Below are 14,332 nucleotides of genomic sequence, written 5' to 3'. Positions count from 1 at the left end.
AAAACTAATTTTCAGGTCCTAAGTTTTTCTTACAACAACTCAATTAATTCATTACTTTTGCTCCGAAAATAAAAAATTAATATCCCTATGAAACTTAAAAAAATGCTGCTTGCACTGTTTCTTGTAAGCACAGCTTCTTTCGCACAGAAAGTGAAATACTCCAAAGAAGAGATCAAAAAAATGGAACAGTATCTTTTCAATGAAGGCTTCAACACTCCATCTCCTAAAAAAACTTCAACCGTAGTTTTAAAAGACGGAACAACTGTAAAAGGGTTCTGTAACAAAATCGACACTAAAAAAGGACAGATTTTCGAGGTATCTATTAAAGACAGTGCTACCAAAAAACCAACTGTACTTGTTGCCGATAATATTGATGAAATGTATCTGTATCCAAATGAAGCTGAGAAATTTATGAAAGTGGCAAAATACATGGGCAACATCAGAAATTATCAGACAAAAAAATTAAAAAATACAACAACCAAAGACCGTATCCATTTTGTAAACCAGACAGTTTCTTTAAAAAATAAAAAAGACGACAAAGAATTCTTAATGCAGGTCATCAACCCTGAGTTTGACGATATCATCTCTGTATATCACGATCCCAGAGCAAAAGAGACCGCAGGATTTTCTGTGATGGGCTCACCAAGCTTAGGAGGCGGCGTTATCAAATCTTATTACGTAAAAAAAGGAGATAAAGTAATGTGGCTTCACAAAGATGACTTTGAAGATAATTATGATTTTCTTTTCGGAGACAATGCAGAATTTGTAAAAAAGTTCCCTAAAAATTCTGTGGAATGGGATTATTTCAGCTTTTTGGTATATCAGTATACTGAAATGAGCAACGGATAAAATTAACTTTAACATACATTTATAAAGCTGCGGGATTTCTGCGGCTTTTTTTGTGGCTTTAAATTCCTTAATTTTGTTATATGAATCCTTCTTTAGAATTACAGCTCAAAACATTACCATCCGAACCCGGCGTTTATCGTTATTATGATAAAAACGATCAGCTTTTGTATGTAGGAAAGGCAAAAAATTTAAAGAAAAGGGTTCTCTCTTACTTTAATAAAAACCTTTCAGGATACAGGATAAAAATAATGGTCGGAAAAATCCAACGATTGGAAACCACCATTGTGAACAGCGAATATGACGCTCTTTTATTGGAAAATAATTTAATAAAAGAACATCAGCCGTTTTATAATGTCATGCTGAAGGATGACAAAACCTATCCCTGGATCTGCATTAAAAATGAAGATTTTCCGAGGATTTTTCTCACAAGAACTAAAATTAAAGACGGTTCGGAATATTATGGTCCTTACGCAAAAGTGCGGCCGGCAAAAATTTTACTCGATACGATTAAGCATATCTACAAATTAAGAACCTGTAATTTAAATTTAGCTCCCAATAAAATTGACGAAGGAAAATATAAAGTCTGTCTGGAATATCATATTAAAAATTGTGAAGGCCCTTGCGAAGGATTGGAAAGCAAGGAAGATTACGATGAAAAGATCGACGCTATCCGCGGAATTATTAAAGGGGATTTCCGGAAAGCTAAGGATTATCTGGTAAACCAGATGATGAAGTATGCAACGAATCTTCAGTTTGAAAATGCCCAGATTATTAAAGAAAGAATCGACGCTCTTGAAGATTATCAATCGAGAAATACGGTGGTAAATCCAAGTATTGACGATGTGGATGTCTTTGGCATGACGAGTGACGAGACCGCAGCTTACGTAAATTTCTTTAAAATAAGAAACGGAAATATTATCCAGAGTTTTACTACAGAGATTAAGAAAATTCTTGAGGAAAGTGATGAAGATATTATGGAAAAGGCTTTAATAGAGATCCGACAAAAATTTGATTCAAATTCAAAAGAAGTGCTGCTTCCTTTTCATTTGTCTGTGGAAATCCCAAATGTGAAGCTAATTGTTCCTAAAGTTGGTGACAAAAAACGTATTGTTGAACTTTCCGAAAAGAATGCGAAAGAATATCGTCTGGAAAAATTAAAACAGGTTCAGATTGTAGATCCTGAAAGACACACCAACAGAATCATGGCTGAAATGCAAAAGCTGCTGAGAATGCCCGTAGAGCCAAGACATATTGAAGGTTTTGACAATTCGAATATTCAGGGAACGAATCCCGTTTCTGCCTGTGTTGTTTTTAAAGACGGGAAACCGAGCAAAGCTGATTACAGAATATTTCACCCGAAGACTGTAGAAGGCCCGAATGACTTTGCAACGATGGAAGAAGTAATTTACCGCCGCTATAAAAGGATGCTGGATGAAGGTGAAGATTTACCACAACTGATCCTGATTGATGGTGGAAAAGGACAATTATCTTCTGCCGTAAAAAGTTTACGATTATTAGGACTATACGGAAAAATAACTATTGTCGGAATTGCAAAACGTTTGGAGGAAATTTTCTTCCCCGAAGATCCAATCCCATTATATCTTGATAAAAAATCCGAAACCTTGAAAATTTTACAAAGAGTAAGAGACGAGGCACACCGTTTCGGAGTAAAACATCACAGAACAAGAAGAAAAAACTCGACTATAAAATCTGAACTGGAAGAAATTCCTGGAATCGGAGAGAAAACGATTGAATTACTGTTATCTAAATTAAAGTCGGTAAAAAGGATTAAAGAATCTAATCTGGAAACTTTAGAGGAAATTTTAGGAAAAAGTAAGGCCAAGGTAATTCACGATTTTTTCAATAATTAAACAAAACACCAACAATACCAGTTAATTATTTAATCCAATCGATTTATTTTTAAATTATTTATTTACAAAATTTGGAAATTAACTTTTTTTTCATAATTTAGTGTTAGAAAATTATTTTTCTGTAAAAAGTTAACCACTTTCATATTTAAATTTACAAAAAAAGTCCCCAATACGATTGAGGACTTTTATATTACTTCTTGATAATTTTACTGATGTATTCTCCTTTATCAGTTTTTATTTTTATGAAATAAATTCCTGAAGTAAGATCTGAAACGTTTATCTTTTCATTGTCATACACAAGGCTTCTCACTATTTTTCCTGAGGTATCAAATATTTTGATTCCTTCTATTTTCTGGTTGTCTTTCAACTTTAATGAGAAACCATCTACAACAGGATTCGGATATACCTGAATATTTCCTATTGAGCTTTTTTCGTCACTCTTTGTATCATTTGTTGCCAAATAAAGCGGAAGTGGATCTGTAACTGTATAAAGTTCGTTTCCGTGCTCTTTCGTATAAACGGTAAGATAAAGTTTTTCATTATCTGTAGCCAGTTTCAGAATATTTTCATTTGTTAATAATTGACTATCATCGTTTGTAATGAAAATGTCCAAAGGAATAGTATTTCCTGCTATACCATTTGTTCTCCATACTTTTTGAGAATCTCCATTTAAGAAATAAAGATAGTTGTTTGCACAAATCATGTCTTTAACGCTACTTAAATTAGAAGATAAATTCACTGTGCCTGCGTTTGTACCATCTGTTTTCCAAAGCTGGGTTCCGTTGTTATTGGTGAAAAATAACTGGTTTCCACATTTTTTTAACTTAATATCCCCAAAAAAGTTACTCGAGAAAACTTCCGTCGTACCTGCGATAGTTCCGTCTGTAGAATAAACACCTCCCGGATATCCTGTAACAATGTAATATAGCTTGTTATTCAGTACTTCCGTATCTCTGTTAAGATTAGCAGATCCAAAAGATGCATTATGTGATTTGAGTAGCATTGTAGATGCCTGATCTCCGTCGGAAACGTAAAGCTCAGTATTTGCAGAACTGGAAAAATTTTCCTTTTTTGTTGTTAATAATAATTTATTATTGAAATTACCCAACACTTTTATATCGCCGTCTGTTCCGTCAGAGAAATTAAACTGAATCGCTTTTGTGGTGTTCACTTCGGTTCCGTCCGATTTCCAAATTGCCAATTTTCCGTTCTCTTTAGCAACAAAGTATGCAAAACCATTAATTACAGCCGTTTTAGAGTCTGTATTATACATACTTCCCATGCTTTCTGTCGAAATATCTTTTACCAGAACAGCCGTATTAGAATTGTTATCAACCTTCCAAAGCTCTGTCCCTACTACATTATTATATCCTGAAAATAATAAGGTATTGTCGTTTAGATTAGCAAAAAAAGAAGTGTCATAAATACTTGTATTTCCCGTAGAAACCGATACAGAATTAGCTGAAGTTCCGTCTGTTCTATAAATTCCGCTTATCGGATTTGGGCTACTGTTTTTGGTATAGAAGAAGTTTCCGACTTTAAAGAAGGTATCATTAAAACTTGTAAACATACCTGTAAAAGAAGTTCCGCCAAAATTTGTAAGACGAGATATCTGCTGACTTGCTTTGTCTCTTTTGTAAATCTGATTATTGAATTCTCTATCTGATGCAATAAAGATTAAATTATCATTTAGTAATTCATAAGAATGTGGTGAACTGCTGGAATAACGACTAATATCAGAAGCTATTATAGATTCGTGTGAAATGGGATCTAAGGAAAACAATTCAATTCCATATTTTGCCTTATTTCCTGTTAAATATATTTTTGAGTTTAAATCGATGAAATTATTATTGTAGGACATTCCGATATCTGTAATCTCAAATGTCTGAGCAGAGTTTCCATTGGCTATCCAATAACGATTTCCTTCATTTGGTTTTGTTAAAACTAAATACTGCCCGTCTGAGCTGGTTCCATATAACAAATTGTTGGTAGGTGTAGGAAATAAAACGGTTCCGGCAGTAGTTCCATCGGTTTCCCAGATATAGTTACCATAACCTGGAGTTCCGTTCGAATTGCTTTCAAAATAAATTTTATTATTAAACTTAAAAAATTTCCCATTTCCCATAGAACTTGAAGTTCCCGGAAGAATATCTTTTAAAAGCATAGTTCCGGCAGCCGTTCCGTCTGACACCCAAGGTTCAGAACCTCCGTTTGTAGAATCAAATCCTGAGAATACGAAATAATTTCCTGTAGAAGCACCGTTTAATTCACCTATATTCTGCATTGCTCTTATAGGAATTGTTCCTGCTTCTGTCCCATCACTTGCAAAAAGCTGGTATCCTGTTGCTGTATTTCCTATGAAATAAAACTTTCCATTATTTAGAGTCAGGATTTTAAAATCAGCAGGAATTCCGCTTCCACTATTTGTTGCAATATCCTTCAATAAAGTAGTTCCTGCCACAGTTCCGTCCGATTTCCAGATTTCTTTGCCGCTTATTCCGTCGTTTGCTGCTAAAAACAATTGATTATTAAATGTTTCCAGCCTCATCGTTCCCGATGTATATTCAAATGCCTTTAATAATGTCAGATTATTGGTTAAGGGATCGTAAACAGAAAGTTCTTTGTTGGAGAAAATAAAAAATTTATTTCCTGCCACCTGCGCGATAGCTTCATAATTTGAACTCAGATCTTTAACTTTTTGTGTTCCCGCAACTGTTCCGTCTGTTACCCAAATTTGGTTATAAGATGAATTATCGGATGCAATAAAATATATTTTATTATTTATTTTACCGAAATATGGATTATTGGACATTCCGCTGTTGTGTCCCTGCCAGATATCTTTCAGCAAAGTAGATCTTTGATTTGCAGAATTATAAACCCACAGTTCTCTACCTTCATCCATATTTCTTTCAGCGGAAAAAATGATTTGATCATTAAGTTTAATCAAATTAGCAGGTGAGCTAGACTCTCCAAAATTAATTTCATTGAGTTGCGTATTCAATGTTTGAGCATACGAATACATCGAAAATACGATTAATAATGTCGTATAAATCTTTTTCATGGTTCTTTTTTTAAAATTTATCCTTAACTCATTCTTTCGTTTGAATTAAGGATAAAATATTTCTTATATTTTTTTTTACTATCTTTTAGAAAAAACCTCCTTAGCATAATCCCCATTCGACAAAGGCATTTCTATGACAATATTTCCATTTTCATAGTATCCTAAAGTAGATTCTCCATTTTGAAGCTTTACTCTGAAAACATCTTCTTTCGTAGTTGTTCTGAAAGTAGCAAAGGGTGAAGAGCTGTTTTGCCCTACCAAGATAAATTGTTTATTATCAACCTGAATCCTGATCAACTCCTGTTTTCCATTACTGAATTTGATGGCATTATTATCCCCTGAGTTTCTGTTAGTAATATCAATTTCTTTCGTTGCAGAAACTGCCGTATCGGTATTGATATTAGTGCTGGTATTTGAAATACTATTAGTATTGGCCTGATTAACAGGATTCGCGGGAGAAATTGAAGAATACGTCTGCTTAAGGGCATCCTGAAAACCTTCTTTAAATTCTTTGATGCTGGAAGCTCCTTTAATGGATTTTACCACTTTATTCTGACAGTCTTTAAACTGAACCTGTACTTTATTCCGTAAAAATCCGCTGTCATTTACGATATCTGCCAATAATACATTACATGGATTATTTTGCGCTTCGGTAGGCCACTGCAGTTTGTCCGCCGGAATAACTGTATAATTTTTGCCCTTTAATGTTTTTGTCAGCATTTCGCCTAATCCGAAATCTTCTTTAAAGGTCTCGAATTTTGCGGGAAGAGAAATATATTTGTAATCGGAAATATTCTGTCCGAAGGCAAACATTGAACAAGCTGTTAATATAACAAGTGAAAGTTTTTTCATTTTCATTTAAATTTTAGTCATTTCTAAACTGTCCCATATCCAATTTCAGAGAAAAGAAGTTGGAATAGAAATTAGATCCGCCGATTCCCGAGTTCGTAATCGCGTAATCCAGTGTAAGACCTCTGTATCTGATTCCGATCCCCGCACTTGGCTGGAAAGAAACCTTTCTTCTAAGATCTTCGATATCCGTAATCGACTGGAATCTGTTGACCCCTAATCTCACAAAAATCATTTTCTGATAACCTAATTCAGCTCCGGCATAAGGTGTTAAACTGGCAAAATCGGTAGAAACCAATGCCGCTGTTTTAGCAAAATCAACGTTGATACCCGCTTCCGGTAAAACATATACACTGCTGTTGATTTCAAAATTTTTACTGACCCCAACGTTCAGTTTTGGCATCGTAAGCTCCATCTTATCTTTCGGCGCAGGGTTGAATTCTTCACCATTTACCACTGTGGATAACTCTTTTTGATTAACGCTCCAAAAGTTCACCGTAGTGGTTGCATCTCTCAACATTCCCCCAATTTTATATCCGTTATCTAATTTATAGATCGCTCCGATATCAAAACCGAAACCGTATCCGTTGGCAAATTTCCCTACATTTCTGTACACAATTTTAGCATTGATACCAACATCTAATTTCGTGTTTCCTGCAGGATTGAATGCATAAGACAAAATCGCCGCATAATCGGACTGAGAGAATTTTGTGATTTTATCATAATCGATATTTCCTTCGGTATCAATCAATTGAGTTGTATTTAAAATATTATCAACCCCCAATCTCACCACCGAGACCCCAAAAACCCCTGTTTCCAAAACTTTTGCGTACGCCAGGTAATCATACTTTGCGATAGACTCGAAATACTCGGCGTGCATCGCTGCTCCCTGCCAATCTCTTTCGATGGCCATTAAACCTGCCGGGTTCCACATCGGAGAATAGACATCGTCTTGGTTAGAAACCACAGCTCCTCCCATGGCAAGACCTCTGGCTCCTGCCCCGATATTCAGGAATTCGTTGGAATACTTTCTGATAATCTGAGATTGCGATATCCCAAAAACCAGAGAAAATACAAGTAAAAAATATTTTTTCATCATATAAATTGATGCTTAATTTAACGTTTTCTGTTTTTTAGCTTTTATTAATCCATTAGCAATGATTGCCAGTATCATAACTCCTGATGCGATGTAAAAAATCGGGCTCATGTGTTCTGATTCCCCAAAGATAAAAAAAGCTAGTATAATTCCGTAAACCGGTTCTAAATTAACTGTTAAAATTAGTGTAAAAGGCGAAATATATTTCATCAGATTTACCGATTCCAACATAGGGACAGCTGTAAAAACGCTTGCCAACAAGCATATTAACGCAATATCACGGTAACTTATTTCGTTCATTGAAAAAATTTGCCCTGTAAATAAATAAATGACCATCAAAATAAACCATCCACAGAAGATTTCATAAAAAATAATGTTTCCTGAACTCGTTTTGCCAAACATCTTTCCATTAAAAACCGAAAATATCGTCCCAAAAATCGCACAAAGAACTCCGTAGAAAATTCCTTCTTTATATTGAAACTCTGTTTTAAATATTAATAAAATGCAGGCAACAATCACCATTCCCATTACTACTTCAGAAACATCAATCTTTCGCTTAAAAATAATCGGCTCTAAAATCGAAGCAAATAAGGTTGATAAAGAAAGACAGCTTAAAGCAATCGAAACATTCGAAATTTTTATGGAATGAAAGAAACAATACCAATGCAGCGCCATCGAGAAGCCAATTGCCGCCAGCTGGAAAAAAATATTCTTTGAAACCTTAATGCTATCCTTTTTAAAAACTCTAATAAAAACAAAAAGGCAAATCGCTGCAAACAACATCCTGTAAAATACAAGAATTTCTGCATTTGCATGAATAAGTTTTCCCAAAATTGCCGTAAATCCCCATAAAAACACAATCAAATGCAATCTGAAAAGAGCCAATTTATGCATATCCCGCTTCTTTTTAATTTAAGTGCAAAAATACAAATAGCTTTTACAAATCCTGCAATAATTTTGTATAAAAACTATGATTTTTTTGAGAAAATTTTATTTTCCAAATTATTTTTAAAAAATTATTTCAATTTTTTAAATAAAAATCAAATATTTAATAATCAGCAATTTAAATAATTTGTTTTACTTATATAAACGAAGCGCCCTTTTCTACCCTAAAACTTAATCCATTTAAATAAAAACTTTGTTTATTCTTCCGATAGTTTTTTAAACGCAAAGTAGGACAAAGGTTATTTAAAAATTTTACTTGCGAGATTTAATAATATACAAAGTCACATCACTTTTTTAAATAAAGTAAGTACTGAAAATTTTATATGATTTATTTTACAATCTTAAAATAAAACGACAATAAAAAAACCCTGAAAATTTGTTCAACTTTCAGGGCCTTCAAATAATAAACTATTAAAAAAATAAACTAGGAACTTAGAGTAAAGTGTAAGATTTCACTCTCACTTTCTCTAATGTAAAGTTAGCAAAATACGCACCATAAAAAATATATTTTTTGTTAAATATTTCATAAAATTCTGAAAACCAATTTATTAAACAATTGTTTACATCAATTTTCATTCCATACAAAAAATAGTATCTTTAAGCGGAAAAAATTGAAATTTTTATGGACATTGAATTCAACAAAAGAGAAGATCAAAACAGATTAAAATTATCCGACATCAATCGTTTGCTTGCGGAAATCAAAAAAGGAGGTGGTGAAAAGAGGCTTCAAAAGCTTCGTGACGAAGGAAAAATGACGGCAAGAGAAAGGATTGAATATCTTCTTGATAAAGATTCAGATTCCATAGAAATCGGTGCTTTTGCAGGATATGAAATGTATGAAGAACACGGCGGTTGCCCAAGTGGCGGCGTTGTTGTGGTGATGGGTTACGTTTCGGGAAGACAATGTATCATTGTTGCAAATGACGCTTCTGTAAAAGCCGGCGCCTGGTTTCCCATCACAGGAAAGAAGAACCTGAGAGCGCAGGAAATTGCCATGGAAAACAGACTTCCCATCATCTATTTAGTAGATTCTGCGGGTGTTTATTTACCGATGCAGGACGAAATCTTCCCAGACAAAGAAATGTTCGGAAGAATTTTCAGAAATAATGCCAAAATGAGTTCTGCAGGAATTGTTCAGATTTCCGCTGTAATGGGCAGTTGTGTTGCTGGCGGGGCGTATTTACCAATTATGAGTGATGAAGCGATGATTGTAGAAGGAACAGGTTCTATTTTCCTTGCAGGAAGTTATCTGGTAAAAGCTGCAATAGGAGAAAGTATCGATAATGAAACTTTGGGTGGAGCGACAACACACTGCTCAATCTCAGGAGTTACCGATTATAAAGCTAAAGATGATAAAGATGCTTTAAACAGAATTAAAAATATTATGAAATCTTTAGGCAGCACCGACAAAGCCGGTTTCGACAGAATTGAAAGTGCTCAGCCAAAAGAAAAACCGGAAAATATTTTCGGAATTATGCCGGCTTCCAGAGCAGAACAATATGATACTTACGAAATTATCAAATGTTTAGTGGATAATTCAGAATTCGAAGAATACAAACCTGATTACGGTAAAAGTATCATCTGTGCCACGGCAAGAATCGATGGCTGGTCTGTAGGAATTGTTGCCAACCAAAGAAAGCTGGTAAAAAGCGGAAAAGGAGAAATGCAGTTCGGAGGAGTAATTTATTCTGACTCTGCGGATAAGGCGACGAGATTTATTGCAAACTGTAATCAAAGAAAAATTCCTTTGGTTTTCTTACAGGACGTGACTGGTTTCATGGTAGGTTCAAAATCTGAACATGGCGGAATCATTAAAGATGGTGCAAAAATGGTTAATGCTGTTTCTAATTCTGTAGTTCCGAAGTTCACGATTATCACAGGAAATTCTTACGGTGCCGGAAATTACGCGATGTGCGGAAAAGCTTATGATCCTAGATTGATTGTGGCCTGGCCATGGGCAGATCTTGCGGTAATGGGCGGAGCTCAGGCTGCGAAAGTTTTGGCACAAATCCAAGAATCCACTTTGAAAAAACAAGGAAAAGAAATTTCTGAGGAAGAGCACAAGGAAATTTTAGATACTATTACAAGAAAATATCAGAAGCAGACGGAGGCAACTTACGCTGCTGCAAGACTTTGGACGGATGCAATCATCAATCCTGTTGATACCAGAAAATGGATTTCTATGGGTATTGAAGCAGCAAATCATTCTCCGATTACTGAGAAATTCAATTTGGGCGTTATTCAGGTTTGATAATTATCTTATTATATTTAAAATAAAAAAGATGTGGAATAGATTTTCCACATCTTTTTTTATGCTTTTCTGGATATTTTAGAAAAATAGACTTTAATAGATATTCCAAATCTTCAAAATATCGACTGCATCTTAGCCCCGATTGCAGCATTTGTTTGAGCTCATTTTTTTGTTTTCGGGTTCGGCGCGGCTTTGCCGCGCCGAACCCGAAAACAAAAAAATAGCGAGTGCAGAAAGCGGGATTAAACTTTAAAAAAAATAAATTTAATATTAAAAAAGGCTCAGATATTTTTTAATCTAAGCCTTTTTAGTTTTAATATTTTTAAATTAAGAAAAGAACACTCCCGTTCTGAATCTTTCTTTATTCAGTTTTTTATTCACTGCCAACCCCCAAAGAATAAATTCTTTTAAGAATAAAATATCTTCCGGTTGTGTATCTGGCTGATATTTTTCTATGATTTTATCAAGAGGATCAATTCTGTTAAGAGATTTTGCATAGTTTTCATCAGAAGATTCATCTGTGATTTCCAAAAAACCATCGTCCTCCAAAAACCAATCTGTAATCTGACTGAAAGGACCGTCAACACTCTTTTTCTCTAACTTTTCCACTTTTGGGAAATAAGAGGTGAATAAAGTTCTGATCGCATTATCAATTAACAATTGGGCAACCGCTTCTGCACCCTCCTGTTCACCTTCATATACCAATTCTACTTTTCCTGTAATTGCCGGAATAACACCTACAAAATCGCTTAATCTTACAGAAGTTGCTTCGTCGCCTGTTAGTAAAGCTCTACGCTCTGCCGTACTCAATAAATTTTCAAAAGCAGTGATACTCATACGGGCACTTACTCCACTTTTTGAATCTACATATTCGCTGTCACGAGCTTCAAAACCAATTTGTTCCAAAAGATCTTTTGCCAACGATGGAACATATACTCCATTTTTCTGACGGCTGTCTAAGCTCGATTCATACTTTGTAATTTCTCTTGCAATATTAATATTTTCAGGATAATGCGTTAGAATCTGCGATCCGATACGGTCTTTCAATGGAGTCACAATGCTTCCTCTGTTCGTATAATCTTCAGGGTTCGCAGTGAACACAAACTGGATATCCAAAGGCATTCTCACCTTAAATCCACGAATCTGAACATCTCCTTCCTGTAAAATATTGAACAAAGAAACTTGAATTCTCGCCTGAAGATCCGGTAATTCATTAATAACGAAAATACAACGGTTCGCACGCGGAATCATCCCAAAATGGATTACCCGGTCGTCTGCATAAGAAAGTTTAAGATTGGCAGCTTTAATAGGATCTACATCACCTATTAAATCGGCAACCGTCACATCCGGAGTTGCTAATTTTTCGAAAAATCTTTCATCTCGGTGAAGCCATTCTATTGGAGTATTTTCACCTTCTGTTTCAATTAATTCTTTCGCGAAACGGGAAATCGGGTTAAATGGATCGTCATTAATTTCACTTCCTGCAACGAAAGGAATCCATTCGTCCAACAATGACGTCATCATTCTTGCCAGTCTTGTTTTTGCCTGACCTCTTAATCCTAATAAATTAATATTGTGTCTGCTAAGGATCGCATGCTCCAATTGAGGAATAACCGTATTCTCATACCCGAAAATCCCTTCAAATACAGATTCTTTATTACGAATTTTAGTTTTTAAATTATCTCTTAACTCGTCTTTAATATTTTTTGTTGTATATCCTGATGCCCTTAATGAGCCTAGTGTTTTGATAGTTGGCTTTTCAGTCATTTTATTTAAAATCTGATTTATAAACTCCTTGAAATATATTTTTATGAAAAATGTAACTTTTTAACGAATTCTTTTTTTACGATTGGTTTCATAATCTTCAAAAATCATGTGACCCAATCCGTTCAATCCTGTATAAAAAGCTTTGCCTTGATTGGCTTCTGTAAATTCACTCACAAAATGTTGTAAATACGGATCCTGCGCAATCATGAAAGTTGTAATTGGAATATGTAGCCTTCTCGCTTGTGACGCCATATTGTAACATTTCTGAACTACATAATCATCCAAACCGTAAGAATTCATGTAATACGTACCATCCGGCTGGCGAACACAACTCGGTTTTCCATCTGTAATCATGAAAATCTGCTTATTGGTATTTCTTTTTCTGCGTAAAATATCCATTGCCAACTGAAGTCCGGCTACCGTATTGGTATGATAAGGTCCCACCTGCAGATAAGGCAATTCCTGGATTTTAACGGGCCATGCATCATCACCGAAAACAATAATATCCAAAGTATCTTTCGGATAACGAGTCGTGATTAACTCAGCAAGAGCCATCGCCACTTTTTTCGCAGGAGTGATCCGGTCTTCACCATATAAAATCATACTGTGGCTGATGTCAATCATCAAAACCGTACTCATCTGAGATTGGTGAATACTGTCTTCTACAATCAGATCATCCTCAGTCAAATGAAAATCTCCGATTCCGTTATTAATTTGGGCATTTTTAAGACTTTCTGTGATAGAAATTTTTTCAACAGGATCTCCAAAACTATAGTTACGGAATTCTCCTGTTGTATCTTCTCCCGTTCCACTTTTATTGGTTTTATGATTCCCATTTCCACTTTTTTCAAGGTTCCCAAATATTTGTTTAAGTGCTTGTTTACGGATATTCTGTTCCATTTTTGCACTCAAAGTCATACCATTTCCGCTTCCATTTGGATCAACTTCTTCACGGATATAACCTTTTTTTTTCAGGTCTTCAATAAAATCATCAATAGTATATTCCGGAGTTGTAAGCTGGTATTCTTCATCCAACATTCGAAGCCAGTCGATCGCTTCATCAAAATCTCCCGAGGTATGGGTCAACAAATCTGTAAAAATTTCCAGCAACCGATCAAACACAGATAATTCTGGTGCTTTGTAAGTTTCAAATCTGAACCCTCTCACAATATGCTCTTTCATATGATAAAGTTACAACATAAATCGAGACGTCTTCAAAAGATTTAATCTATTTTAATTTTTATGATTAAAAATAATCTCTAAAGATTTTAAAATTAATATGATGAATTTTCAGGAGCTAATCCCGCTTTCTGCTATATCTTTTTTGCCATTTCTAATCCTTGCAAAAAAGGATGTCGCGGCAATCGGGGCTAGGTTTAAGTCATAATTATTAGCATCTGTTGTCATCACGAACGCTTCTAGCAATAGGCAATAGGAATAGGCAATAGGCAATAGGCAATAGGCAATAGGCAATAGGCAAAGCTAACTCTTTGAGTTTTGAGTATGGGTTTCTTTGAGTTTCAAACAAAAAAAAGTCTCACAGAATAATCTATGAGACTTTTAATAAAAACTGGCGGCGACCTACTCTCCCGCGTTAGCAGTACCATCGGCGCTGGTGGGCTTAACTTCTGTGTTCGGAATGG

9 protein-coding genes and 1 rRNA gene are annotated in these 14,332 nt (G+C 34.9%); 3 read left to right on the top strand and 7 right to left on the bottom strand.

Going from position 1 to position 14,332, the window contains the following annotated elements:
• Positions 1–87: 87 nt before the first annotated feature.
• A complete protein-coding gene (locus tag BUA89_RS10795) occupies positions 88–849 on the top strand; it encodes a hypothetical protein (RefSeq protein WP_072957194.1) in 762 nt (253 codons plus the stop codon).
• An 80-nt stretch (positions 850–929) separates the two neighbouring features.
• Complete coding sequence (uvrC, locus tag BUA89_RS10790) at positions 930–2,720, top strand: excinuclease ABC subunit UvrC (RefSeq protein ID WP_072957191.1); 1,791 nt, start codon at positions 930–932, stop codon at positions 2,718–2,720.
• Positions 2,721–2,910: 190 nt separating this feature from the next.
• Here uvrC and BUA89_RS10785 read toward each other — a convergent pair whose 3' ends face one another.
• The 4 genes from BUA89_RS10785 to BUA89_RS10770 all read right to left on the bottom strand — a co-directional run bounded on the left by BUA89_RS10785 (position 2,911) and on the right by BUA89_RS10770 (position 8,620).
• On the bottom strand, positions 2,911–5,781 hold the full coding sequence (locus BUA89_RS10785; RefSeq protein ID WP_072957188.1) for a T9SS type A sorting domain-containing protein: 2,871 nt from the start codon (positions 5,779–5,781) through the stop codon (positions 2,911–2,913).
• Positions 5,782–5,859: 78 nt separating this feature from the next.
• Positions 5,860–6,633, bottom strand: coding sequence for a hypothetical protein (locus tag BUA89_RS10780; protein WP_072957954.1), 774 nt, complete (start codon positions 6,631–6,633; stop codon positions 5,860–5,862).
• A gap of 13 nt (positions 6,634–6,646) precedes the next feature.
• Positions 6,647–7,729, bottom strand: a complete 1,083-nt coding sequence (locus BUA89_RS10775) for a putative type IX sorting system protein PorV2 (protein ID WP_072957185.1) — start codon at positions 7,727–7,729, stop codon at positions 6,647–6,649.
• A gap of 12 nt (positions 7,730–7,741) precedes the next feature.
• On the bottom strand, positions 7,742–8,620 hold the full coding sequence (locus BUA89_RS10770; protein WP_072957182.1) for a DMT family transporter: 879 nt from the start codon (positions 8,618–8,620) through the stop codon (positions 7,742–7,744).
• Between the two features lie 673 nt (positions 8,621–9,293).
• Between BUA89_RS10770 and BUA89_RS10760 the strand changes: the two genes are divergently transcribed.
• Positions 9,294–10,922, top strand: coding sequence for an acyl-CoA carboxylase subunit beta (locus BUA89_RS10760; protein WP_072957176.1), 1,629 nt, complete (start codon positions 9,294–9,296; stop codon positions 10,920–10,922).
• 327 nt (positions 10,923–11,249) lie between these two features.
• On the opposite strand, the gene BUA89_RS10755 is transcribed toward BUA89_RS10760, so the two are convergent.
• From BUA89_RS10755 to rrf, 3 genes are all read right to left on the bottom strand, one after another.
• Entirely contained in the window at positions 11,250–12,689 is a 1,440-nt protein-coding gene (locus tag BUA89_RS10755; RefSeq protein WP_072957173.1) for an AAA family ATPase, read from the bottom strand.
• Between the two features lie 60 nt (positions 12,690–12,749).
• Positions 12,750–13,871: a vWA domain-containing protein gene (locus BUA89_RS10750; RefSeq protein ID WP_072957169.1), complete on the bottom strand. Its 1,122-nt coding sequence runs from the start codon at positions 13,869–13,871 to the stop codon at positions 12,750–12,752.
• Between the two features lie 386 nt (positions 13,872–14,257).
• A 5S ribosomal RNA gene (gene rrf / locus BUA89_RS23560) occupies positions 14,258–14,332 on the bottom strand; the annotation flags it as partial.

Origin of the sequence: Chryseobacterium arachidis (assembly GCF_900129245.1) — a bacterium.
GTDB classification, from domain to species: domain Bacteria; phylum Bacteroidota; class Bacteroidia; order Flavobacteriales; family Weeksellaceae; genus Chryseobacterium; species Chryseobacterium arachidis.
Note: the sequence above shows the minus strand (reverse complement) of the source record. Positions and strands in the feature narration are given on the sequence as shown.